The 25,194-nt window shown below is 68.7% G+C and carries 20 protein-coding genes; 13 read left to right on the forward strand and 7 right to left on the reverse strand.

Going from position 1 to position 25,194, the window contains the following annotated elements:
• The first annotated feature begins 1 nt into the window (after window position 1).
• A complete protein-coding gene (locus tag OG205_RS14720; protein WP_330276797.1) occupies window positions 2-196 on the forward strand; it encodes a hypothetical protein in 195 nt (64 codons plus the stop codon).
• Entirely contained in the window at window positions 183-332 is a 150-nt protein-coding gene (locus OG205_RS14725) for a hypothetical protein (protein ID WP_330276798.1), read from the forward strand. Before OG205_RS14720 ends, OG205_RS14725 begins: the two co-directional genes overlap by 14 nt.
• Here OG205_RS14725 and OG205_RS14730 read toward each other — a convergent pair.
• From OG205_RS14730 to OG205_RS14740, 3 genes are all read right to left on the reverse strand, one after another.
• Window positions 329-2,146 carry a S8 family peptidase gene (locus OG205_RS14730; RefSeq protein WP_330276799.1) on the reverse strand — a complete coding sequence of 606 codons (1,818 nt, stop codon included), beginning with the start codon at window positions 2,144-2,146 and terminating at the stop codon, window positions 329-331. The genes OG205_RS14725 and OG205_RS14730 overlap by 4 nt on opposite strands.
• 163 nt (window positions 2,147-2,309) lie before the next feature.
• A complete protein-coding gene (locus tag OG205_RS14735) occupies window positions 2,310-3,248 on the reverse strand; it encodes a sigma-70 family RNA polymerase sigma factor (protein WP_330276800.1) in 939 nt (312 codons plus the stop codon).
• A gap of 193 nt (window positions 3,249-3,441) precedes the next feature.
• A complete protein-coding gene (locus OG205_RS14740; protein ID WP_330276801.1) occupies window positions 3,442-4,725 on the reverse strand; it encodes a hemolysin family protein in 1,284 nt (427 codons plus the stop codon).
• A 90-nt stretch (window positions 4,726-4,815) separates the two neighbouring features.
• On the opposite strand from OG205_RS14740, the gene OG205_RS14745 reads away from it, so the two are divergent.
• The 4 genes from OG205_RS14745 (at window position 4,816) to OG205_RS14760 (ending at window position 7,705) form a co-directional block, all read left to right on the forward strand.
• Entirely contained in the window at window positions 4,816-5,211 is a 396-nt protein-coding gene (locus tag OG205_RS14745; protein ID WP_330276802.1) for an ATP-binding protein, read from the forward strand.
• A gap of 115 nt (window positions 5,212-5,326) precedes the next feature.
• The gene (locus tag OG205_RS14750) at window positions 5,327-6,031 is read left to right on the forward strand and encodes a hypothetical protein (protein ID WP_330276803.1); all 705 of its coding nucleotides are present in this window, start codon (window positions 5,327-5,329) and stop codon (window positions 6,029-6,031) included.
• Between the two features lie 10 nt (window positions 6,032-6,041).
• Complete coding sequence (locus OG205_RS14755; protein WP_330276804.1) at window positions 6,042-7,103, forward strand: sensor histidine kinase; 1,062 nt, start codon at window positions 6,042-6,044, stop codon at window positions 7,101-7,103.
• Window positions 7,100-7,705, forward strand: a complete 606-nt coding sequence (locus OG205_RS14760; RefSeq protein WP_330276805.1) for a response regulator transcription factor — start codon at window positions 7,100-7,102, stop codon at window positions 7,703-7,705. Before OG205_RS14755 ends, OG205_RS14760 begins: the two co-directional genes overlap by 4 nt.
• On the opposite strand, the gene OG205_RS14765 is transcribed toward OG205_RS14760, so the two are convergent.
• Window positions 7,702-8,784, reverse strand: coding sequence for an oxygenase MpaB family protein (locus tag OG205_RS14765; protein WP_330276806.1), 1,083 nt, complete (start codon window positions 8,782-8,784; stop codon window positions 7,702-7,704). The genes OG205_RS14760 and OG205_RS14765 overlap by 4 nt on opposite strands.
• A 103-nt stretch (window positions 8,785-8,887) precedes the next feature.
• On the opposite strand from OG205_RS14765, the gene OG205_RS14770 reads away from it, so the two are divergent.
• Window positions 8,888-9,271: a VOC family protein gene (locus OG205_RS14770; RefSeq protein WP_330276807.1), complete on the forward strand. Its 384-nt coding sequence runs from the start codon at window positions 8,888-8,890 to the stop codon at window positions 9,269-9,271.
• Between the two features lie 19 nt (window positions 9,272-9,290).
• Here the strand turns inward: OG205_RS14770 and OG205_RS14775 are convergent, their stop codons facing one another.
• Window positions 9,291-9,932, reverse strand: a complete 642-nt coding sequence (locus tag OG205_RS14775) for a GntR family transcriptional regulator (RefSeq protein WP_330276808.1) — start codon at window positions 9,930-9,932, stop codon at window positions 9,291-9,293.
• A gap of 50 nt (window positions 9,933-9,982) precedes the next feature.
• On the opposite strand from OG205_RS14775, the gene OG205_RS14780 reads away from it, so the two are divergent.
• A complete protein-coding gene (locus tag OG205_RS14780; RefSeq protein ID WP_330276809.1) occupies window positions 9,983-10,399 on the forward strand; it encodes a VOC family protein in 417 nt (138 codons plus the stop codon).
• Between the two features lie 97 nt (window positions 10,400-10,496).
• Window positions 10,497-11,738, forward strand: coding sequence for a cytochrome P450 (locus OG205_RS14785; RefSeq protein WP_330276810.1), 1,242 nt, complete (start codon window positions 10,497-10,499; stop codon window positions 11,736-11,738).
• On the opposite strand, the gene OG205_RS14790 is transcribed toward OG205_RS14785, so the two are convergent.
• A complete protein-coding gene (locus tag OG205_RS14790; protein ID WP_330276811.1) occupies window positions 11,728-12,318 on the reverse strand; it encodes a TetR/AcrR family transcriptional regulator in 591 nt (196 codons plus the stop codon). The genes OG205_RS14785 and OG205_RS14790 overlap by 11 nt on opposite strands.
• A 106-nt stretch (window positions 12,319-12,424) precedes the next feature.
• Between OG205_RS14790 and OG205_RS14795 the strand changes: the two genes are divergently transcribed.
• Window positions 12,425-15,502 carry a S8 family peptidase gene (locus tag OG205_RS14795; RefSeq protein WP_330276812.1) on the forward strand — a complete coding sequence of 1,026 codons (3,078 nt, stop codon included), beginning with the start codon at window positions 12,425-12,427 and terminating at the stop codon, window positions 15,500-15,502.
• On the opposite strand, the gene OG205_RS14800 is transcribed toward OG205_RS14795, so the two are convergent.
• Entirely contained in the window at window positions 15,499-16,311 is an 813-nt protein-coding gene (locus tag OG205_RS14800) for an NmrA family NAD(P)-binding protein (protein WP_330276813.1), read from the reverse strand. The two genes, OG205_RS14795 and OG205_RS14800, sit on opposite strands and share 4 nt — an antisense overlap.
• Before the next feature lie 68 nt (window positions 16,312-16,379).
• On the opposite strand from OG205_RS14800, the gene OG205_RS14805 reads away from it, so the two are divergent.
• The 3 genes from OG205_RS14805 (at window position 16,380) to OG205_RS14815 (ending at window position 25,118) form a co-directional block, all read left to right on the forward strand.
• Window positions 16,380-17,636: an alpha/beta hydrolase family protein gene (locus OG205_RS14805; protein ID WP_330276814.1), complete on the forward strand. Its 1,257-nt coding sequence runs from the start codon at window positions 16,380-16,382 to the stop codon at window positions 17,634-17,636.
• Window positions 17,637-18,001: 365 nt separating this feature from the next.
• Window positions 18,002-21,763, forward strand: coding sequence for a discoidin domain-containing protein (locus OG205_RS14810; protein ID WP_330276815.1), 3,762 nt, complete (start codon window positions 18,002-18,004; stop codon window positions 21,761-21,763).
• Window positions 21,764-21,815: 52 nt separating this feature from the next.
• A complete protein-coding gene (locus tag OG205_RS14815; protein WP_330276816.1) occupies window positions 21,816-25,118 on the forward strand; it encodes a CARDB domain-containing protein in 3,303 nt (1,100 codons plus the stop codon).
• Window positions 25,119-25,194 lie beyond the last annotated feature (76 nt).

Consider the following 25,194-nt stretch of genomic DNA (forward strand, 5'->3'; position numbering starts at 1 on the left):
CGTGGAGGATCTTCCGGCTGGACTGCCCGATCACGACCTGCGGGCCGGACTCGCTCGGTTCCGGTGGTTCACCTCGGTGTCCGACCTGACGACCAAGCCACTGGCCGCGCTGCACGGCTGCGCACCACCGGCGGGATGCCCGGTGGCGGCGATCGACGTGCCGGGCGGGACGCGATCTCTGGTTGATCGGCGGTGACAGCGCCTTCTACTCACTGCGCTGGGCCGTCAACGACATCGCGGACTTCGCCGTGTCGCTCCGCGCCCCGCACGAACGGTCGCGGGACGCGGAGCTCACGTTGCACTACTTCACCGAAACGCTCAAGAACCTTTAGAGCGTCAGGCTCCACGTGTCGAGGGTGCCGACGTCAGCGGTGGCCGCGTCACGGACCCGGAGAGTCCAGGTGCCGTTGCGCGTCTCCGACGACAGGTTCGTCGTGTAGGTCTGGTCGATGTTGTCGGCGCTGCCACCCGCACGGTTGTGCAGGTTGTAGACCGAACCGTCCGGCGCGACCAGGTCGACGATCAGGTCACCCTTGTAGGTGTGCTTGATGTGCACCTCGACCTGGCTGGTCGCCGACGCCGTGCCGGTGCAGCCGCTGAACACGATCGTGCTGTTCACGGTCGTGTTGTCCGGGATGGCGACGTCCGTGCCGTTGGTCTGCTTGGCACAGGTGGCCGTGCCGACCGTCCAGCTGAACGACGTGCTGCCCGAACCGCCCGCGGACGCGGTGGCCGTGACGGTCACGTTGTACGTGCCGGCAACCGTGGCCGTGCCCGTGACGAGACCGTTCGAGGAACCGATCGACAGCCCGGTCGGCAGACCGGTGGCCGACCACGTGTACGGCGCGGTGCCGCCCGACGCGGACAGCTGCAGGTTCGCCGTGCCGTTCAGGGCCGTGGTCTGGTTGCCCGGGTTGGTCACGGAGACGCCGGGAACGCCGCCGGTGTTGGTGCGCAGCAACAGGTTCGCCGAACCGGAACCGGGGTTGGTGACCTTGCCAGGAGTGGCCTGGGCGAGGATCGCCGCGTGCACCTCGGCCGGGGTCTTCGAGGGGTTGTTCGCCAGGTACAGCGCCGCCGCGCCCGCGACGTGCGGGGACGCCATCGACGTGCCGCTCATCGTGGCGGAGCCGGTGTTGTTGTTGTAGGAGGCGGAGATGATGTCCTGGCCGGGTGCGAACAGGTCGCTGCACGTGCCGAAGGACGAGAACGAAGCACGGGCGTCGGTGCGGGCCGCCGCCATGACGTTGATGGTCTCGGTGACGCGCTGCGGCGAGTACTTGCAGGAGTCGTCGTTGAAGTTGCCCGCCGCCACTACGTACGAGACGCCGCGGCCGATCGACGCGCGCACGGCGTCGTCGAGCACACGGCTCGGCTCGTTCGCCGTGCCGGTGTAGAGGCTCATGTTCGCGACGGCCGGAAGGACGGCGTTCGCGGTGACCCAGTCGACGCCCGCCGCCTCGGTGGCGACGGAGCCGCCACCGGCGCAGTTGAGCACGCGGACGGCCTTGAGCTTGACTTCCTTCGCCACGCCGTAGGTCGCGCCGCCGACGGTGCCGGACACGTGCGTGCCGTGGCCCTGGCAGTCCTTGCCGTTCTGGCCGTCGGTGAACGCGTCGAAGCCGAACGACGCGCGGCCACCGAAGTCGGCGTGGTTGTAGTTGATGCCGGTGTCGATCACGTACGCCGTCACGTTCGACGCGCCCGTGCTGTAGCTGTACTTGCTGTCCAGCGGCAGGCTCGCCTGGTCGACGCGGTCAAGACCCCACGACGGCGGGTTGAGCTGGTCGGTCAGGACCTGCACGGTGCGGTCCTGCTCCACGTAGGACACGGCCGGGTCAGCGGCCAAGCGCTTGGCCTGCTGCTTCGACAGCGTGGCCGAGAAGCCCTTGAACGCAGCCTTGTAGGTGAAGCCGATCTTGGCACCGTAACGGGTCGCCAGGCCGTCGACGCGACCGCTGACCTCCGACCGCGCCATGGTGTTGTCCTTGAGCACCACGATGTAGCTGTCCGGGACCGCGTTCGGCGCGCTCTCCGCGACAATCGGTCCCTCGGGCTGCGCGGCGGCAGCCTGTGGGAGCGCTAACACGGTTCCAGCGACGGCGATCGCCGCCACACCGAACGTGCGCAGGGTGTGTTGTCTCATCACTGCTCCTCATTCGCAGGGAACCGCGTGCGAACGCTGGGCCGGCCCTCGACGGCCCTACAGATGCGTTCACACGCGGTTGCGAAACAGCTTCAGTCCGTTATCGGACGTGATGAGTCTTTAGTTGCGACAAGGAGAAGTACAAGCGACTTTCGTACGGTTGTCAGCCCGCGAGCGCGAAAAGATCGTCCCGGTCGCCCGACTGCTTGAGCTGGGCGAGCGACTGCTTCTCGAGCTGGCGGATGCGCTCACGGGTCAGGCCGAGCTCCTCCGCGACCTCCTGAAGGGTGCGGGCACGCCCGTCCTCCAGGCCGAAGCGCAGGCGCATGATCCGGCCCTGCCGCTCGGGCAGGACGTTCAGCAGGGAGCGCACGCCCTCGGTGAACTCCTGCTGTTCCAGGAGATCCGGGGCCGACACGCCGTCGGTGTCCTGGATCAGGTCGCCCAGCACCGAGTCGCCCTCGTCGCCGACCGGCGTCTCCAGCGACACGCAGGTGCGGGCCGCGTCGCGCATGTCCTGCACGCGGGTGGGCGAGCACTTGGCCTCGGCGGCGATCTCCTCGATCGTCGCCTCGCGGCCCAGGGCCGTGGACAGCTTCTGCCCGATCTTCTTGAGCTTGTTGACCTCTTCCACCACGTGCACCGGCAGGCGGACGGTGCGGGTCTGCTCTGCCAGACCGCGTTCGATCGCCTGGCGGATCCACCACATGGCGTAGGTGGAGAACTTGTAGCCCTTGGCGTAGTCGAACTTCTCGACGGCGCGGATCAGGCCGAGGTTGCCCTCCTGGATCACGTCCCCGAACGGCAGTCCGCGGAACGAGTGCTTCTTCGCGACCGACACGACCAGGCGCAGGTTCGCGCGGATCATGTGGTCCTTGGCGCGCTCGCCCTCGGCGACGATCCGGCGCAGCAGCCGCGGCTCGCGCGTCGTGTCGCCGTTCTGGAGCAGGTGAGCGGCGTAGACACCGGCTTCGATGCGCCGAGACAGGTCGACCTCTTCGGAGGCGGTGAGCAGCGGTGTGCGTCCGACCTCGCGCAGGTACTGGCCCACCAGGTCCGCGTCCTGCTGCCCGGACGCGCGGTTCTTCAGATCTGCAGGCATGACAAATCCCCCCGTTTCCGTCGGCAGGTGTGGCAGCCAGCGCGTGTTCGCGCCGGTCATCCGGTTGCCTCTTCGGGTCAACCGCCGCAGGCGATTCGGCGCGAAGCGGTGGCCGGATGATCGGCTACCCGGCGAACACGCCGCCGTCTGCGGAGCAGCGGCCATATGCACCGCTGCACAGAGGTGTAACGGTTCAGAGGTCCACTTCATTCCGCGGTTCGGCCTGTGACCTCAGCCTCACCTGCGTGATCGCATGGTGTTCCACGGCCAGGACCTCGATCTTCCAGCCGGAGACCTCCACCACGTCTCCGGGTTCCTCCGGGATGCGGCCGAGGATCAGCAGCACCAGCCCGGCGACCGTCGCGTACTGGCCGGCAGGCGCGTCGCGCAGTTCGACGCCGACGTCCACCAGGTCGTGCACCGGGAACGTGCCGGGCAGCTCGATCGAGCCGTCCGCCTCGGTGCGCACCGCGACCACGTCCGAGTCGGTCTCGTCGTAGATCTCGCCGACGATCTCTTCAAGCAGGTCCTCCAGCGTCACGATGCCGTCGACGGCGCCGTGCTCGTCCACCACCAGTGCCAGTTGCTCGTGCTCCGCCTTCATGCGCCGCAACGCGTCGGCGACGCGCACCGAGTCCGGCAGCACCATCGGCGCTCGTGCCACGTCCGCGAGGGACACGGTGTCATCGAGCAGATCTCGCAGGTGCACCACGCCGACCACGTCGTCCAGGTGACCGTCCTTGGTCACCGGCGCCCGGGAATGTCCGGACCTAGCGAGGACTTCCCTCGCGGTGGCCGTGCCCAAACCTGATTCGAGGATCGTCACCTGCATCCGGGGCACCAGGACCTCGCGCAGCCGCCGTTCGTGGATCTCCAGCGCGCCGGTCATGATCGTGCGCTGCTCGGGGTTCAGATGATGTTGCACCTCAACGAGATCGCGCAGCTCCTCCTGCGACATCGGCGCCTCGTCGGCGTTCGGGTCACCGCCGAAGACCCTCACCACGAGGTCGGTCGACCTGCTGAGCAGCCACACCGCCGGCCGGGAGATGGTCGAGAGCAGGTCGAGCGTCCTGGCGACGATCTTCGACCAGCGAACGGCGTACTGCATCGCGAGGCGCTTGGGCGCCAGTTCCCCGAAGACCAGTGTGACGAACGTCAGCACCACGGTCACGAGCGCGATCGCGACACCGTTCGCGGCTGCTCCGAGGAAGCTCAGCAGCGGCACGATCGGTGCCGCGAGCGAGACCGCCGCCGTGGCCGACGCCAGGAATCCCGACAACGTGATGCCGATCTGCACGGTCGCGAAATACCTGTTCGGATCGCGTGCCAGCCGGACCAGCCGGCGATGCCCGTCGCGTTCCAGCGAGCGCAGTTGACCTTCGCGCAGCGACACGAAAGCCATCTCGCTGCCCGCGAAAGCCGCGTTGAGCAACACCAGCACCGCGACCAGCCCGAGGTTGAAGCCATAGCCATCCACGCGTTTGGGGTAGCACGCGTGGTGGTATTTCGCACCCTGACGGCCGTCTTGAGCAGCCAGGAGGGCTTCAGCCGAACGAGGTGGGATGAGATGGACACCCCAGAGGTGCTGAGCGCCTCCGCGAGGACCTTGCACACCCTGCCGGAGGACGAGCCGGACCTCGCCGCGATGCGCGCCTGGGTCTGCAGTCTGTTGGGAGATCTACCGGAGGACATCAGCCTCGACGTTCTCCTCGTGTGCACGGAGCTGGCCAGCAATGCGTACGAACACGCCGAAGGACCACGCGCTGTACGAGTGCAGCGACATACCGACTTCGTCCGGGTGGAGGTCGACGACCACACACCGGCCGAGCTTCCGAACCTGGGCACCTCACGGCTCGGTGACACCCGAGGCCGTGGACTGATCCTGATCGCCCAGCTCTCCCGTTGCTGGGGCACGCTCGAGTTCGCCGGCGGGAAGACCATCTGGGCCGAGGTGAACACATAGCTTGTCCGTGCGTTTCGCACAGACAAGTCATGACACCGCACGGATGGGACTTGCGTCGGGTTTCTTCGACTCTCGATGCATGACGTTTACGGTTTCTCCGGCGGTCAGACCGCTGATGCGTCACGGAGCAGAGATGCTCGTGGCGATGCTGGCAGGGATGGCCCTGCTCGGGCCCCTGTGGACACCGGAACGGGCCGACCTGGCCGCCCTGTGGATGGCGGCGTCGATGTCCGTGCCGATGGCGCTGTGGATGCGCTACCGCGGTCACGGCCGGATCGCCGAGATGTGCGCGGCGATGTTCGTGCCGTATCTCGTGCTGCTGGTGCCGTACTGGTTCGGGCTGCTGGACGGCGACGCGGTCGAGATGGGCGGGCACCTGCTGATGCTGCCCGCGATGGCTGTTGTGCTGGTCCTGGGACGGCACGAGCACGGAACGCCCAGCACGAACCCGGTGATCCGGACGCTGGGCGACCACTGGCCCGCGGTGATCGCGCTGGCGGTCTCGTTCGACTTCTGGCAGGCGCACGTGGTGCCTCCCGTGTGGACCCTGCTGCTGTGCCAGGCGGCGTATCTCTTCTGGGGACGGCGCGCGCCTCGGGTGCAGCTCGCGGTGTTCAGCCTGTACGCGGCGCTGGCCGTGGCGGTGATCATGAGCTCGCCGTCGGCCGGAGTGCTGCTGATCGCGTTCGGGTGGGGCGCGCACGCCGTCTGGGATCTCGTGCACCACGTGCGCAACGCTGTCGTGCCGCGCTGGTGGTCGGAGTTCTGCGGTGTGTTCGACCTGGTCATCGCCGTCACGATCCTGATCGCGTGGTTCTAGGCTGATGGCGATGAACGACCTTCCGCACACCGCGTTGCGCGGCACTCTCCATCTGCTGTGGATGGGGTCGCTCGTGGTGCCGCTGATCTCGGTGCTGCGCGAGCCGTCCGCGACCCGCTGGCTCGGCGTGCTGGGCCTGCTGGTGCTGGCCGTGGCGTACGCGGTGACGTTGCGGGGCGGGCCGCTGTGGGTGCTCGTGGTCGCGACCCTGGTGACGATTCCGCTGGTGGCGCCCGTCGGGCCGGACGAGCTGTCGACGTGGGCGTGGATCGGCGGTGCGGCGGCCGGGTTCGCGCCATTGCTGCTGACAGGTCCGTGGCGGTGGCTGGCGGCCATCTGCGCGGTGGTCTCCGCGGGCCTGGTCGGGTTCTTCGTCACCCGCGACCAGACGACGTACCAGATGATCGCGGTCTCGGTCGGGCTGACGATCATCGCGATGGCCGGGCTGCCGATGTGGTTCGCCGGACTGCTGGGGCAGGCACGGGCAGGGCGTGAGGCGCAGGCGGAGCTGGCGGTGAGCGAGGAACGGCTGCGGTTCGCCCGCGACGTGCACGACCTGCTGGGACATCGGCTGACGGTGATCGCGCTGAAGTCCGAACTGGCCGGACGGCTCGCCTCCAGTGACCCGGAGCGGTCGGCGGCGGAGGCGTTCGAGGCGCAACGGCTGGCGTCCTCGGCGTTGGAAGAGGTGCGTGACGCCGTGCACGGCTATCGCGCGGTGAACCTGCCCGAACAGCTTGAGGCTGTGCGGAACGTGTTGCAGGAAGCAGGTATTCGCTGCACCGTCTCGGACGTTCCGGTGGAGGGCGAACACGCGACGCAACTCGCGCTGGCGTTGCGGGAGGCCTGCACCAACGTGCTGCGGCACAGCCACGCGACGTGGTGCATGATCGACGTCGCTGTCGCCGAGGAGGAGGTGCGGATGACCGTCACGAACGACGGCACCGAGAAGCCTTCGAGCGAGGGCAACGGGCTTCGCGGTCTGCGCGAACGACTTGCGGCCGTGGGCGGTCAGGTGTCGGTGGAGAAGTCGGGCGACGTGTTCACGCTGCAGGTCGTGGTGCCCGCGTGATCAGAGTGCTGCTGGCCGACGACGAGGAGCTGATCCGCGACGCCCTCGCGGCGCTCCTCGACCTGGAGCCGGACCTGGAGGTGGTGGCCCGCGCGGGGGACGGCCGGGCCGCCGTCGAGGCCGCGCGGGCGCACCGCCCGGACGTGGCCGTGGTGGACCTGCAGATGCCCGAGCTGGACGGCCTGGAGGTCACCGAGGAACTGGCGCGCGTGCTGCCGTCGTGCGCTGTCGTGATCCTGACCGGCCGTGGCCGTCCGCCGCACCTGCAGCAGGCGCTGCACGCGGGCGCGAAAGGCTTTCTGCCCAAGGGATCGCCCGGCGGCACGCTCGCGGACGTGATCCGCCGCGTGCACGCCGGTTCGCGCTGGGTCGATCCCGCACTGGCCGCCGACGCGCTCGCCGCTCCCCCGTGCCCGCTGACGCAGCGCGAGCTGGAAGTGTTGCGGCTCAGCGAGTTCGGCACCCCGGTCGCCGAGATCGCGGCGCGCACGTCGTTGTCCGCCGGGACCGTCCGCAACCACCTGTCGGCCTCGGTCGCGAAGCTCGGGGTGGGGAGCCGCGCCGAGGCGTTTCAGCTCGCCCATGAGCACGGCTGGCTTTAGGTCTTGAGGCAGGCAGGCACGGTGAGGGTGGTCGGCTGACCGTCGGTGAGGGTGCGGACGCTCGCGCCCAGCAACAGGTCTCCCGCCTTGTCCAGCACGGCCCGAGCGACCCGGCTGCGGTCCTCGCCCCGTTCGAACACGCGCATGACCCTGGCGCCGGCGTTGACCGTCCGCGTCCAGCCCTTCGAGTGCGGCACCTCCAGCCAGTCCGCGACCTCGGCGTCGACGACCTGGCGCACCATCGCCGCGACCACGCCGTCGAACGCCCTGCCGGGCACGAACTTCTCGTACAGCTCCACGAGGTTCCTGGTCAGTTCGATGCCTTCGTCCGACGGCGCGTAGGACGCCCGGACCATGGTGTTGCTGAGTTCTTCCGCTTCCTTCACCGTTTCCGGCATCGCGTCCGGGCGGATGCCGAGCACCGCGCCCGCGACGCGCCAGACGTGGTAGTAGTCCTCGGCCTCCGTGTCGGTGACCGAGACGCCGATGCGGCGCATGCCGTCGATCACCTGCACGGAGAAGATCAGCAACGCGCCGAGCAGGTCCTGCTGGCACACCGGAACGCCGTCTGCCGCGTGGTCCCACTCCGGTGAGCGGCCGACGAAGTAGCGGACCGCCGCGTGGATGAGACGGGTCTTCTGGATCGTCGGCACGAACGAGCCACCCGTGCCGAAAGCGTTGGGCTCCATCATGTTCAGCACGAACTGCGACGTCTCCGACAGCCTGCGGTGCGGCTGGTTGAGCCGGTGGGTGAGCGTGAGGACCTTCGACGGCCGGGGTTGCGCGTAGCAGTTGACCATCGCGCCGAACGACAGCACCGACGCCACGTGCACGCCGTCGTCGATGAAGAAGTCGTGCGCGCGGGCGACGCGTTCCTCGTCCATCCACTCCGGCGGGTCGTCGGTGGCGGCGAGGTAGTCGCGGACCACGGGCGGCAAGTGCTCCGGGATCGGCTCGTCGTTGCCGCGGAACTCCGCGAGGACCCGGTTGACCTCGTTCAGGCTGCCGCTCTCGACCAGGTGCGCGATCACGGCGTCGGCGAGCGGGTCGCCCTCGTACTTCAGCGCTTGCAGATCCACATCGGCGAGCGTATGGGCCCGTTCGGCCGTTTGATCGTTCCGATCACCTCTTCGGCCCAGTGAATCCACGCGTTCGTGCGCATGTCTGGGTACCGTCCCGGCCGTGGCTACTCATTGGACACTGGGCTGCGACGCCGTCGATCCCTGGCGGCTCGCGGCGTTCTGGGCGTTGGCGCTCGGGTACGTGGACGAGCCCGGCTACGACTTCCCCGAGGGTGCGTCGATCATCGATCCGGACGGCAGGGGACCGGCCATCGGCTTTCTCCTGGTGCCGGAGCCGAAGACCGCCAAGAACCGGATGCACGTCGACATCCGCGTCGCGGGCGAACCTCCGTGGGACGCGGCGGAGCGTGAGCGGCTCATCCGCGCGAAGGTCATCGAACTGGTCGCTGCCGGAGCCACGGCGGTGCGCGAGGACTCGGACGACGGCGTCCTTGATCACGTCGTCATGCACGACCCGGAGGGAAACGAGTTCTGCGTCGCCTGAACAGGGCCCAGTCGCGCGGTCAGGGACCTGAGGTGAGCACGTCGAACGCGTGCCTGCGGTGCTCCGCGAACAACTTCAGCGCCCCTTCCACGTTCCCCAGCCGCAGCGCCGCCACCAGGTCCTGGTGCTCCTCCCGGATCTGCTCCAGGTACCCGTCGGTGCTCAGCCGCACCCGCGTGATCAGGAACAGGTGCACCTGCGACCGGATCGCCTCCCAGGCCTGGGTCAGTCGCGAGTGGCCGGCGGCGGCGTACACGGCGTCGTGGAACGCGATGTCGCACCGCACCATCTCGTGCGGCGTCGAGGCGCGCTCCATCTCCACGGCCGCCGCGGCGATCTCCTCCAGTGAGGCGCCCGTGGCCACCACGCGCTGGACGGCCAGCACCTCCAGGGCGCCGCGCAGGCTGTCCAGTTCGGCGACGTCCTGAAGGGACAGCTCGGCCACCGTGGCGCCCCGGTGCCACTCGGCGCGCACGAGGCCCTCCCGTTCCAGCGAGCGCAGCGCGTCGCGGACCGGGCCGCGGCTCACCCGCAGTGCCTCGGACAACTCCACCTCGCGCAGGGCGCTGCCCGGCGGGTAGCCGCCGTCGAAGATGGCCTCGCGGATCATGTCCGCGACCTCGCTGCCCAGACCTCGGCGTCGTGCCGGACCCACTGTCATGTGAGCAATGTTAACAAGGAGACATCTTGTCGGAATGTTAACATCTGGACATGCCGAACATCCCGCGTTTCCACCTCGCCATGCCCGTCGACGACCTCGCCGCCGCCCGCCGCTTCTACGGCGAGACGCTCGGCCTCGAGCAGGGCCGCAGCTCCGACACCTGGGTCGACTGGAACCTGCACGGCCACCAGTTCGTCACCCACCTGGCGCCGAGGACCGAGCGCGTCAGCAACCCGGTCGACGGCCACGACGTGCCGGTCCCCCACTTCGGGCTGGTCCTGACCGTCGACGCGTTCCAGACGCTCGCGGCTAGGCTCGCCGACGCCGGCACGAAGTTCGTCATCGAGCCGTACGTGCGGTTCAAGGGCGAGCCCGGCGAGCAGTGGACGATGTTCCTGCTGGACCCGGCGGGCAACGCGCTCGAGTTCAAGGCGTTCGCGGACGACGCGCAGGTGTTCGCCGTCTAAAGAACTCCAAAAAATCTTGCACAACGCGCAAGTTTCGGTAGCGTGGTCATGACGCCGAGCCACGACCCGGTCACACCGGGTCAGACAGGGAGAGGCCATGACCACGGCCGAGCGGCAGCGCAGCGCTCAACAGCTCATCCGCCCGCAGTTGCCCGCCGAACTCACCAACCGCGACGGGTGCCCGTTCGACCCGTCGAAGGGGCTGACCGAGCTGAGCGGGCACGGGCGGATCCACAAGATCGAGCACAACGGCGACACCGTCTGGCTCGTCACCGGGCACGACGAGGCACGGGCGGTGCTCGCCGCGCCGCAGATGAGCTCCGACCGGATCAACAGCCCGCGGGCGAGGGCCCTGATCTCGCCGGAACTGCACGCGGAGCTGTTCCCGCCCGAGCGCCAGGCCGGGTCGTTCATCTTCATGGACGCCCCCGAGCACACCCGCTTCCGCAGGCTGCTGACCGGCCAGTTCACCGTGCGCAGGATGCGGGACCTCACGCCGCGCATCCACGAGATCGTCACGGACAGCCTCGACGCGATGATCGAGAAGGGGCCGCCCGCCGATCTCGTGCACGACTTCGCACTGCCGGTGCCGTCGCTCGTGATCTGCGAACTGCTGGGCGTCGACTACGGCGACCGCGACGAGTTCCAGCGCCGCACGGCCAAGCTGCTCAGCCTGAACACGACGATCGACGAGCAGATCAAGAACACGGTCGAGCTGCGGAAGTTCATGCACGGGCTCGTCCTGGCGAAGCGGCAGAGCCCCGGCGACGACCTGCTGTCCGGGCTGGTCCGCGACACCGACCTCACCGACAACGAGCTCACCGGCATCGCGAACCTGCTGCTCATCGCGGGCCACGAGACGACGGCGAACATGCTGGCGCTCGGCACGTTCGCGCTGCTGGAGCACCCCGGCCAGTTCGCGAAGCTGCGTGACGAGCCCGAGCTGACCGAGAACGCGGTCGAGGAGCTGCTGCGCTACCTGTCGATCATCAGCATGGGCGTCTCCCGGCACGCCAAGGAGGACGTCGAGATCGGCGGCGCCACCATCCGCGCCGGCGAGACCGTCGTGGTGTCGGTGCCGGCGGTCAACCGGGACGACAGCCAGTACGACGACCCGCACGCACTGCTGGTCGACCGGCCGCGCGGCCACCACGTGGCGTTCGGGCACGGCATCCACCAGTGCCTCGGCCAGCAGCTGGCGCGTGTGGAGATGACGGTCGGCTTCACGGAGCTGCTGAAGAGGTTCCCGACCTTGAAGCTCGCCGTGCCTGCCGACGAGGTGCCGTTGCGGACCGACATGTCGATCTACGGCGTGCACTCGCTCCCGGTCACCTGGTGAACCCGGCGCCGAGCTGGTCGATCATCTGACCGACCAGCTCGGTGACCTCGAACCTGTCCGTGGCCTGGGGTGTGTCGAGCCACCACTGCACGACCGCGCGCATCGACGCGAGGATCGTCGACGCCGTCACCGCCGGATAGGGGTCTGCCTGGGGGTCCACCCCGCAGCGCACCGCGATCGCCGCCGTCAACGCCTGTTCACGGGCGGAGTAGGCGGCGAAGAAGTGCGGCAGCAGTGCGGGGTGCTGCCGGAGCTGACGCAACTGGCGAAGCCGGTCGAGGTCGACGTAGCGCGGATAGATCGACCGCAGCGCCTCGCGCAACGCGACCAGCACCGGTTCGTCCGCTGGCCGTGCGGCGAACTCCTCCACCAGCGCGAGTGCCGTCGCCGTGTCGCCGGCGACGACCGCTTCTTCCTTCGAGGAGAAGTAATTGAAGAACGTCCGCAGCGACACCCCGGCGGCCCGCGCGATCTGCTCCACCGTGACCCGGTCGAGGCCGTGCTCCACGCACAGGCTCCAGGCGGCGTCACCCAGCGCTTCCCTGGTCGCCGCCTTCTTGCGTTCACGCAGGCCCGTCATGGCGCAAAGATTAAAGCGTCCCGGAAATTGGTGTAGACCTTGTCACCCGGGTGAGCACCTCACTACGGTCCGTGAGAACGCTCTCACAAGACCTTCGGAGGACCGGGTGCGCCTACTCGGAGTCGTCGTACTGGCCGGGGCACTGCTCACCGCGGGCCAGGCCCATGCCTCTCCCCCACGTGCCGCGACAGCGGCACCGACCGTCACGCTGATCACCGGGGACCAGGTGCTCACCGGGCAACGGGCGATCAGACCGGCGCCCGGCCGCGAACGCGTCCTGTTCTCCACCTACACAACGCAGGGCCACGAGTACGTGGTGCCGCACGACGCCATTCCGATGATCGCGGACGGCCGCCTCGACGAGCGACTCTTCGACATCACCGAACTCGCCACGTACGGCGGCGCACTGCCGGTGATCGTCACCTACCCCGAGGGCACCCTGAGCGCGCAGTCCGGCCTCCATCTGCGCAGCATCAACGGCGTGGCGTTCGACGCGGCCAGGACTCCGCTCGCCGGCGCCCTGTCCACGTCCGGGGCGAAGAAGATCTGGCTCGACGCCAAGCGCAAGGCGAACCTCGACCGCAGCGTCGCCCAGATCAACGCCCCCGCGGCCTACGCGGCGGGACTCACCGGCAAGGGCACCACGGTCGCCGTCCTCGACACGGGCGTCGACAACACCCACCCGGACCTGGCCGACCGCGAGATCGGCGAGCGCAACTTCTCGGGCTCCGCGGACAACGGCGACCACTACGGCCACGGCACGCACGTCGCGTCGATCATCGCGGGCACCGGTGCGAAGAGCGGCGGCAAGTACCACGGCGTGGCGCCGGACGCGAGCATCCTCGACGTGAAGGTCCTGGGCGACAACGGTTCCGGCCAGGACAGCGGGATCATCGCCGGCATGGAGTGGGCGGTCGAGCAGGGCGCCCAGGTCGTCAACATGAGCCTCGGCGGCTACGACACCCCCGAGATCGAACCCCTCGAAGAGGCCGTGAACCGCCTCAGCGCCGACAAGGGCACGCTGTTCGTGATCGCCGCCGGCAACAGCGGCCCCAACGCGCGCACGGTCGGCTCGCCCGGCACCGCCGACGCGGCACTGACCGTCGGCGCCGTCGACGACCAGAACGAGATCGCGGAGTTCTCGAGCCGCGGCCCGACGCAGGCCGGAACCCTGAAGCCCGACCTCACCGCGCCCGGCGTCGGCATCGTCGCCGCCCTGCACTCCGACGGCAGGATCGGCGCCCCGGTCGCCGACGGCTACACCTCGCTCGACGGCACCTCGATGGCCACCCCGCACGTCGCGGGCGCGGCGGCACTGCTGCGCCAGCAGCACCCGGAACTGGGCGGCACCGCGCTGAAGGCCCGGCTCACCGGCAGCACCACGCCCACCGCGAAGCTGACCCCGTTCGAACAGGGCTCCGGCCGCGTCGACGTCGCCAAGCTGATCAAGCAGAACGTGACGTCGAACCCGACCAGCATCAGCTTCGGCACGCACCAGTGGCCGCACACCGGCGAACCCGTGCTGACCAAGGAGATCACCTACTCCAACGCGGGCTCCGAGCCGGTCACGCTCGACCTCGCCGCGGACACCGACGGCACCCTGTTCAGCGTCTCCCCCGCCAAGCTCACGGTTCCGGCGGGCGGCACCGCGACGGCCACGGTCACCGCGGACATCGCCAAGCAGCCCGCGGGTGGCGTGTTCGGTGGCGCGATCGTCGCGAGCGGCGTGCGCACCGCGGTCGTCGCCGACCTGGAGGTGGAGAGCTACGACGTCACGATCACCGGCGTCGAACGGTCCGGCGTCACGACGGCGTCGACCTTCGCGTTCCTGATCAACGTCGACACCGGCGCCCGCGTCTGGCCGAACAGCACGACCGGCGTCGCGCGCGTCGCCAAGGGCCGCTACGTCCTGTCCGGCAGCGTGTTGTCGTCCACCGGCGCCTGGACCCACGACGTCATCAACTACCCGAACCTGACCGTCTCCGGCGCCACGACGATCAACCTCGACGCCCGCCAGGCCAAGCCGGTCAAGGTGACGCTGCCCGTCACCGCGCAGCTCTCGTTGCTGCAGACCGGTTTCGAGCGGGTCGTCAACGGCACCGCCTACACCATCGGCAACTTCTCGGTCGGTGGTTCCATCGAGCACCTCGGCGTCGCGAGCCTCGGCCCGGACTCGAACGAGGTCACCGGCAAGATCGCCACGTTCTGGAACGCGGGCACGGACTTCTACGGACTCGCCTGGTACCAGAAGGGACACGCTCCCAACGGCCTGACCAAGACGATCGCCAAGAAGGACCTCGCGACGGTCAAGGTCGACATGCCCGCGCTCAAGCCGGGCCAGAGCGCCTCGATCGGCCACACCTCCTCACCCGAGGGCCGCGCCGACTGGACCTACGGCTCGCTGGACAACTTCACCTCCGGCCCGCGCACCGAGTACTACGGCGGCGAAGGCGGCGACTGGTCGCGCAGGTTCAACCTGTTCGACGAGACCGGGAACATCGGCGCGCTCGTCACCCCGCTGCGGCACTACCGCGCGGGCTGCTCCTACGTGGAACCGTTCAACCGCGCGGTGTTCGGCCCGGCGCTGCCCGAGACGCGGGGCGTCCCGCACTCGTTCCGCACCGGTGACTTCGTCCGCGTCACGATCCCGCTCTACGGCGACAACGCGGGCAACGAGGGCTACGGCCCCGTGACCGAGGCCAAGACGACCGTGTACCGCGACAACGTCAAGGCGATCGAGACCGCCGAGGCGGGCTGGGCGATGCTGGACGTCCAGCCGGGCGCCGCGAACTACCGCGTGGAAACCTCCGCCGTTCGCGACACCGCACTGAGCTCCAAGGTGTCCGGCGTGTGGACGTTCCGCAGCGACACCACGGCGAAGCAGACCGCGCTACCTCTGTCGGTCGTCCGCTTCACCCCGCAGCTGGACGACAACGGCTACGGCCGCGCCGGTCAGATGCTCTCGGTGCCGATCTCGACCCAGTCGCAGGTGGGTTCGGTGCGCGTGACGTCCGTCGAGGTCTCCTACGACGGCGGCACCACGTGGAAGCGCCAGCAGATCACGTCCGGCCGCGTCCTGCTGGCACACCCGAAGGACGCCAAGTCGGTCTCCTTGCGCGCCAAGGCGTCCGGCAGCGGCCAGACCGTCGAGCAGACCATCGTCGACGCGTACCTGCTCCGCTAACGGAACGCGCCCGCGTGCTCGCGAGCCCACAGGGCGAACGAGCGCGCGGGCCTTCCCAGCACGTCCTCGACGCCGCTGACCACCGTGTACCCCTCGGCAGGCATGTCGCGCTTCCACTCGATCAGGAAGTCGACGACCTCGGCGGGCCGCCCCGCCCCGAGCATCTCCCGCCGCGCCTCCTCCTCCGACTGCTCGACGTACCTGATCTCCCGCCCGATCGCCGCGCCGATCACCGCCACCTGCTCCGGCACGGACAACGACTCCGGCCCCGTCAACGTGTACGTGCGGCCGCCGTGCCCACCCCTCGCGAGCACGGCGGCCGCCACCGCGCCGATGTCGCCTTCGTGCACGAGCGCACTCCGCGCGTACGCGAACGGCTCGCGCACCACCCCCTCACGGCGCACCGGCTCGGCCCAGACCAGCGAGTTCGACATGAAGTCCACCGGCCGCAACACGGTCCATTCCAGCGAACTGGCGGTGACCGCCTCCTCCAGCGGGCTCCGGTACCCGCTCCACAGCACCGTGATCCTGCGGACGCCGGCCTTCTCGGCCCGTTCCACCAGGTCCGGCCCGGTGAGCAGTTCGGCGTAGTTCGCGCCCGCGTTCGTCAGCAGGTGGACCCCGGTGACACCGTCGAACGGAATCGTCTCCGGCCGGGTCAGGTCTCCTTTCACGACCTCGACTCCCGCCGGAAACCGCGCCCTGTCCGCGTCCCTGGTGACAGCACGGACCTGTTGTCCCAGCGCGAGCAGCTCGTTCACCACCTGGCGTCCGGCGTTCCCGGTCGCACCCGTCACGAGAATCGTCATGGGCTCGACCGTAAAACCTCCAGTTATCTGGAGATCAAGCCCACGCCTCGTCGCGTAGGTTGGAGACCGTGCGGGAACTGACTGACGAGATCGCTGCCGGCCACAGCCCGCCGCCTGCCAAGGACGTGCCCACCGGGGTGAGCATCCCCGGCCGCCACGTCGCCGAGGTCGCGCGGCACCCGGACGGCCGGCTCGCGGTCATCACGTGGTCGTCGCCGAAGATCGACCCCGGCCTGCTCAACCCCGCGCTGCACGTCGTGGAGACCAACGGCACCGTCACGGACCTGGGTGCGACACCCGCGGACGCCGGTTCGCCGGTGTGGTGGGGCGACGAGGTCTGCTACCTGGCGCTGACGCCGCCGCACCTGCAGGGCGGCAACGCCGTCTTCGACCAGCGGCACCGCAACCTCACCGAAGGCATGCGCGCCTGCCCGATCGATCTCGTGCAGGACGACGGCGACGCGCCGATCATGGTCGTCGCGACCGGCCTCGACACCGAGTTCCGCCGCCTCGACGGCGCCTTCCTCGCCCGTGTCACGGGGTCGCACCTGCCACCCCGGTACCGAGACCTCGACGGCATCCCCTGGGGCGTCCAGGAACGCCTCCACCATCCAGCCCGGGACGGCCTGGAACTCGACGGCCTTCTCATCCTCCCGGTTGGCAGGACCAGGCGGGACGGGCCGTTTCCTCTCGTCACGATCGTCCACGGCGGTCCCTACGACCGCTGGACCGACGACCTGCAACTGCACTGGGTGCCGTCGGCGCAGTGGTTCGCGCACCAGGGGATCGCGACCTTCCTGCCCAACCCCAGGGGCGGGCAGGGGCACGGCCACGAGTTCGCGGCGGCCGTGGCGAAGAAGGTCGGCCAGGAGGAGTGGTACGACATCGAGACCGGCATCGATCTCCTCGTCGCGCAGAAAATCGCGGACCCCGACCGGCTCGGCATCGCGGGCTGGAGCCACGGCGGGTTCATGGCCGCCTGGGCCACGACCAGGACCGACCGGTTCAAGGCGGCACTGGTCGGCGCGGGCATCTCCGACTGGCCGAAGTTGATCGCCACCGGCGAGTGGGGCGCGTTCGAGGCAGCACTGGGCGACAGCGCGGAGCACAGCCCTCTCACCTACGCGGATCGGATCCGCACGGAGATGTTGATCGTGCACGGCGCTGAGGACACCAACGTGCCGGTGGAGCAAGCAGAGCTCCTGCACCGTGCGGTGAAGCACTCGGAACTCGTCGTCTATCCCGGCGAGGGGCACTCGCTCCGGCAGCGTGAGCACAGGCTGGATCTGCTGAACCGAACCAGAAGGTTGTTCGCGAAGCTCTGAAACTTGCGCAAACCTTACGCAAGATCGGCAAGCTGTGAGCAAGTCACCGCAAGCCGGCACATCGCGATCAAATCAATTTTTCGGGCAGGTTCGGACCCAAAACTCCCGCACCGCTGTTCATCCTGCCGCTGGTGATCGCCCTTGCGCACGCTGAGACACCGGTCGGATACTGGAACGAGCACCCGTCTTTCCTGTTCAGAGCGCTATGTCGCAAATTTGCGCAATCACGTCGAGATATTGCGGTAATCTGCTGGACACTTCTACGGTGAGGCGCGCCACACCCCCTCGCGTCCCCACCGAGAAGGGCCAAGCACGCCATGTCATCGACGACACGCGCTCGCTCCCTGCTAGCCCCGCTAATCGCAGTGATCACCGCCGCGGCCACCCTGACGATCTCCCCCGCCGCGCAGGCCACGCCGGTCAGCCTGGACCTCGCCAAGCAGACCCGCATCGACCAGGTCACCCTCACGTCCTCCAGGAACAGCACCGAAACCTTCGCCGTGCAGACGAGCCTCGACGGCAGAGGCTGGTCGACGCTGGTCGCGGAACGACCGCACGACTTCAAGAACGGCAAAGTGACGTTCCAGGTCGACCCGACGCTGGTCAAGCACGTGCGCGCCACCAAGACCACGGCCAAGCTCGAAGTCCACGAGGCGGCGGTCAGCACCCAGCTGCAGGCCACCTACAGCGCGAGCAGCACGAACCAGAGCTACGGACCGGGCAACGCCGGCGACGGCAACCAGGGGACGTACTGGGAGAGCGCGAACAACGCGTTCCCGCAGTGGATCCAGGCCGATCTCGGCGCCGCGCTGAAGGCCGACCGGGTCGTGCTGAAGCTCCCGGCGGACGGCTGGGGCGCCCGCACCCAGACCCTCGCGATCCAGGGCAGCACGGACGGCGGCAACTTCACCGATCTCGTGGCGTCCAGGGGATACGACTTCACCCCCGCCTCGGCCAACACCGTCACCATCGACTTCACCGCGGCCACCACGCGGTACGTGCGGCTGCGAATCACCGGGAACACCGGCTGGCCGGCGGCCCAGCTCAGCGAGTTCGAGGTCCAGGGCCCGACGAGCGGTGACACGCAGGCTCCGGCGGCACCGTCGAACCTCGCCCTCACCCAGCCGCAGGCCGGGCAGATCCGGCTGACCTGGAACGCGAGCACGGACAACGTCGGCGTCACCGGCTACGACGTCTACGCCAACGGCAGCCTGCGCACCACGGTCACCGGCACGAACCACACCGACAGCCAGCCCGACGGCCTGCGCGTGACCTACCACGTGATCGCGAAGGACGCGGCCGGCAACCAGTCCCCCGCCAGCAACACCGTGACGCGCGAAGGCGCCACCGGAACGAACCTGGCGCAGGGCAAGCCCGTCACGGCGAACAACAACGTGCACAACTTCGTCGCCGCCAACGCCAACGACTCGAACCTGGCCACCTACTGGGAGTCCAACGGGTTCCCCGGCACGCTGACCGTCCAACTGGGATCGAACGCGGACGTCGGCTCGGTCGCGGTCAAGCTCAACCCCGACTCGGCCTGGGGCGCCCGCACGCAGAACGTCGAGGTCCTCGGCCGCGAGCAGAACGCCACCGGCTTCACCAGCCTCGTCGCCGGCCGCGACTACCGCTTCGACCCGGCGACCGGCAACGCCGTCACGATCAACGCGGCCGCCAGGGTCGCAGACCTCCAGCTGCGCGTCACGTCCAACACCGGTGCGCCCGGCGCCCAGGTGGCGGAGATCCAGGTGTTCGGCACCCCTGCCCCGAATCCCGATCTCACCGTCACCGCGACGTCGTTCACGCCGGCGAGCCCCGTCGAGACCGACCAGGTCACGCTGAACGCGACCGTCCGCAACGCCGGAACCGCGGCGTCCATCGCCACCGACGTGACGTTCTTCCTCGGCACCACCAGCGTCGGCACGGCCCAGGTCGGCGCCCTCGCGGCCGGTGCGCAGGCGAACGTCGGCACGACGATCGCCGCCCGCCCGTCGGGCAGCTACGAGTACACCGCCAAGGTCGACGAGACCAAGAAGGTGGCGGAGCAGAACGAGACCAACAACGCCCGCGTGCACCCGGACCCGCTGGTCGTGACCCCGGTCCCGAGCTCGGACCTGGTCGCGGTGCCGAGCTGGTCGCCGAGCAATCCGAGCAACGGCCAGAGCACCACGTTCTCCGTCGCGATCAAGAACCAGGGCACCATCGCGTCCGCGGCCGGAGCACACGGCATCACGGTCACGATCCTGAACAGCAGCGGCCAGACCGTCCGCACGCTGACCGGCAGCCACAACGGCACGATCAACGCCGGTGCGACCACCGCCGCGGTCAGCCTCGGCACGTGGCCCGCCGCCGACGGCCGGTACACCGTCCGCACGGTGATCGCAGGCGACGGCAACGAGATCCCTGCCAAGCAGGGCAACAACACCAGCGAGCAGTCGCTGTTCATCGGCCGCGGCGCGAGCGTTCCGTGGCAGCACGTCGAGGCCGAGGACGCCACCGTCGGCGGCGGCGCGCAGGTCCTCAGTCCGAACAGGACGATCGGCGACCTCGCCGGTGAGGCGTCCGGCCGTCGTGCCGTCACGCTCAACGGCAACGGCCAGTCCGTCGAGTTCACCACGGCCGGTCCGACCAACACCCTCGTCACCCGATTCTCGATCCCGGACAGCTCCGGTGGCGGCGGCATCACCTCGAACCTCAACGTCTACGTCAACGGCCAGTTCCACAAGGCCATCGACCTGACGTCGAAGTACATGTGGCAGTACGGCAACGAGGCCGAGCCCGGCAACTCGCCGGGAGCGGGCGGGCCGCGCCACATCTACGACGAGGCGAACGTGATGCTCAACTCGACGTTCCCGGCGGGCACGAAGATCAAGCTGCAGAAGGACGCGGCCAACACCACGAACTACGCGATCGACTTCGTGAACTTCGAACAGGTGACGGCTGCCGGAAACCCTGACGCGGCGCGCTATGCCGTGCCCGCCGGGTTCACCCACCAGGACGTGCAGAACGCGCTCGACCGCGTCCGGATGGACACGACCGGCACCCTGATCGGCGTCTACCTGCCCGCGGGCACCTACCAGACGGCGCAGAAGTTCACCGTCTACGGCAAGGCGATCCGAGTCGTCGGCGCCGGCCCCTGGTTCACCCGGTTCCAGGCTCCGCTCGCGCAGGAGAACACCGACATCGGCTTCAGCGCGCAGTCGTCCGCGAGCGGGTCGACGTTCAGCGGGTTCGCGGTGTTCGGCAACTACACCGCGCGCATCAACGGGCCGGGCAAGGTGTTCGACTTCGCCGGTGTCCAGAACATGACCATCGAGAACATCTGGGTCGAGCACATGATGTGCCTGTTCTGGGGCAACAACGTCGACAACAACGTCATCAAGGACAGCCGCATCCGCGACATGTACGCCGACGGCCTCAACCTGACCAACGGTTCGGCGGGCAACCGGATCGCGAACATCGAGGCCCGCTCGACCGGTGACGACGCGTTCGCGTTGTTCGCCGCCACCGACGGCGGTGGCAGCGGCCAGCAGAACAACGTCTTCGAGAACCTCTCGGTGACGACCCCGTGGCGTGCGGCCGGTCTCGCGGTCTACGGCGGCAAGCTCAACACGTTCCGCAACATCTACGTCGCGGACACGCTCACCTACTCCGCCGTGACGATCAGCTCGCTCGACTTCGGTTACCCGATGGAGGACTTCGGGCCCGAGCCGACGACGTTCAGCGGCCTCACCCTGGTGCGCTCCGGCGGCCACTTCTGGGGCGCGCAGACGTTCGGCGCGATCTGGATGTTCTCCGCTTCCAAGAAGTACACGGGGATCCGGGTGAGCGACGTCGAGATCATCGATCCGACGTACAGCGGAATCATGTTCCAGACCAAGTACAACGGTGCGGCCGAGAACATCTTCCAGGACACGGTGCTGTCCAACGTGAGCATCTCGGGTGCGCGCAAGAGCGGCGACGCGTTCGACGCCAAGTCCGGGTTCGGGTTGTGGGCCAACGAGATGCCGGAGACCGGACAGGGTCCGCCGGTCGGTGAGGTCACGTTCAACGGCCTCAGGTTCAGCAACAACTTCCAGGACATCAAGAACACCACGTCCACCTTCAAGATCAATATCAACAACTGATATCCCTGCCGCGAAGGACAATTCAATGAAAAACACGCTATTGAGGCGTGCGGTGAGTGCTGCCCTTGTCAGCGCCCTCGCACTGTTCGGATTGACACCCACGGCAGGAGCAGCGGTCGTCAGGCTGTCCGCGAACCTGACCGCGTCCAGCAGCAACGGCCCGTACGGCCCCGGAAACACCGGCGACGGCAACCAGGGCAGCTACTGGGAGAGCACGAACAACTCGTTCCCGCAGTGGCTCCAGGCCGACCTGGGTGCCGCGAAGAGCGTCAGCAAGGTCGTGCTGCGCCTGCCCTCGAACTGGGAGCAGCGCTCGCAAACGCTTGCTGTGCAGGGAAGTTCCAACGGCTCGCAGTTCAGCGACATCGTCGGATCCGGTGCGCGGGTGTTCGCTCCCGGCTCGAACAACACGGTGACGCTGGACTTCACGGCGACCAGCACGCGGTACGTCCGCGTGACGGTCACCGCGAACAGCGGCTGGCCCGCCGCGCAGCTCAGCGAGTTCGAGGTGCACGGCGAGTCCGGACCGGTCGACCCGCCGCCCCCTGGCGACAACCTGGCCGCCGGCAAGCCGGTCGAGGAGTCCGGGCACGTGCACAACTTCGTGCCGGGCAACGCCGTCGACGGCAACACCGGCACGTACTGGGAGTCCAGCGGCCTGCCCGGCAACCTGACCGTGAAGCTGGGCTCGAACGCCGACGTCACGTCGGTCGTCGTCAAGCTCAACCCCGGCGGTGACTGGGGTGCGCGCACGCAGAACTTCGAGGTGCTGGGCCGTGAGGCAAGCGCTTCCGCGTTCGGCACCCTGAAGGCCCGCGCCGACTACCGGTTCGACCCGGCCACCGGCAACACCGTCACCATCCCGGTCTCCGGCCGGGCGTCGGACGTGCGGCTGCACTTCTACTCGAACACCGGCGCGCCCGGCGGCCAGGTCGCCGAGTTCCAGGTGTTCGGCGCCTCCGCTCCGGCTCCTGACCTGACAGTCACGAACCTGACGTGGACGCCGGCCAGCCCGAGCGAGGCCGACGCGATCAGGCTCACCGCCACCGTGCGCAACGGCGGCACCGTGGCGTCCGGCGCGACCACGCTGAACGTCACGCTCGGCGGCACCGTCGCGGGCACCGCGCAGGTCGGCGCGCTCGCTCCTGGAGCCACGGCCAGCGTCAGCGTCGACGCGGGCCGGCGGGGTGCCGGGTCCTACGCGGCCGCGGCCACGGTGGACCCGGCCAACCAGGTCGCGGAGACCAACGAGGGCAACAACACCTTCACCTCCGGCTCTCCCCTGGTCGTCGGCCAGGCACCGGGACCGGACCTGCAGATCACCGGCGTCACGCCGAACCCGTCGTCTCCGGCCGCGGGCCAGCAGGTGACGTTCGCCGTGCAGGTCAACAACCGCGGCACGTCGGCGGCGGGCGCTTCGGTGACCCGCGTGGCCGTCGGCGGCAGCACGTTGAACGCCAACACCGGTGCGATCAACGCCGGTCAGACCGTCACGGTCAACATCGGCACCTGGACCGCCACCAACGGCGGCGCCACGGCCACCGCGACGGCGGACGCGACCAACGTGGTCGCGGAGACCAACGAGACCAACAACACCGCGGCCCAGTCCATTGTGGTCGGACGCGGCGCCTCGACGCCGTTCACCTCGTACGAGGCGGAGGCGGGCCGCTATCAGGGCACGCTGGTGCAGGCCGACGCGGAGCGCACGTTCGGACACACCAACTTCGGCTCCGAGTCCTCTGGCCGCAAGTCGGTGCGGCTGGACGCGCAGGGGCAGTTCGTGGAGGTCACCTCGACGGTCAGCACGAACTCGATCGTCGTGCGCAACTCGATCCCGGACGCCGCCGCGGGCGGTGGCCAGGAGGCGACGATCAGCCTGTACGCGAACGACCAGTTCGTGCAGAAGCTGACCCTGTCGTCGCGGCACAGCTGGCTCTACGGCACGACGGACGACCCCGAGGGCCTCACGAACCGTCCGGGTGGCGACGCCCGCAGGCTGTTCGACGAGACCTCGCAGCTGCTCGCGAGCTCCTACCCGGCGGGCACGAAGTTCAAGCTCCAGCGCGACTCCGGTGACAACGCCCAGTTCTACGTCATCGACCTGATCGACCTGGAGCAGGTCGCGCCGGCCGCGCAGAAGCCCGCGGACTGCGTCTCGATCACGCAGTACGGTGCCACCGCGAACGACCAGACGGACGACGCGGACGCGTTGCAGCGCGCCGTGACGGCCGACCAGAACGGGGAGATCCCCTGCGTCTGGATCCCGGAGGGCAGGTTCCGCCAGGAGAAGAAGATCCTGACGCTGTTCAACTCCGGTCAGTACAACCAGGTCGGCATTCGCAACGTCACCGTCCGCGGCGCCGGCATGTGGCACTCGCAGCTGTTCTCGCTCACACAGCCGCAGGACGCCGGCACGATCAACCACCCGCACGAGGGCAACTTCGGGTTCGACATCGACGACAACACGCAGTTGTCCGACTTCGCGATCTTCGGCTCCGGCCGGATCCGCGGCGGTGACGGCAACGCGGAGGGCGGCGTCGGCCTGACCGGCCGGTTCGGCAAGAACACCAAGATCACCAACGTGTGGATCGAGCACGCCAACGTCGGTGCCTGGGTCGGCCGCGACTACACCAACCTGCCCGACCGCTGGAACCCCGGTGACGGCCTGCAGTTCACCGGTATGCGCATCCGCAACACCTACGCCGACGGCATCAACTTCGCCAACGGCACGCGCAACTCCACGGTGTTCAACTCGTCGTTCCGCACCACGGGTGACGACGCGCTGGCGGTGTGGGCGTCGAAGTACGTGAAGGACCAGAACGTGGATGTCGGCAGCGGCAACGCGTTCCTCAACAACACGATCGCACTCCCGTGGCGTGCCAACGGAATCGCGATCTACGGTGGTTCGAACAACCGCGCGGAGAACAACATCATCTCCGACACGGCGAACTACCCGGGCATCATGCTGGCGACCGACCACGACCCGCTGCCGTTCGGCGGGACGACGACGCTCGCCAACAACGCCCTGCACCGCACGGGCGGCGCGTTCTGGGGTGAGGCGCAGGAGTTCGGCGCCATCACGCTGTTCTCGCAGAACCTGCCGATCCCCGGCGTCGTCATCCGCGACACCGAGATCCTGGACTCCACGTACGACGGAATCCAGTTCAAGGGCGGCGGCAGCGGCATGCCGGACGTGCAGATCACCAACGTCCGCATCGACAAGTCGAACAACGGCTCGGGCATCCTCGCGATGGCCCAGGCGCGCGGTTCGGCGAAGCTGACGAACGTGACGATCACCAACTCGCGGGACGGTGACATCACCATCGAGCCGGGTTCGCAGTTCGTCATCAACTAGTAGCGACACGCTGCTAGATCTAGATCACCTTTAGAACCACCTCCGGCCGGGTATGCCCCGGTCGGAGGTGGTTTTT

The sequence above is a fragment of the Lentzea sp. NBC_00516 genome, from assembly GCF_036346835.1.
Classification (GTDB): domain Bacteria; phylum Actinomycetota; class Actinomycetes; order Mycobacteriales; family Pseudonocardiaceae; genus Lentzea; species Lentzea sokolovensis.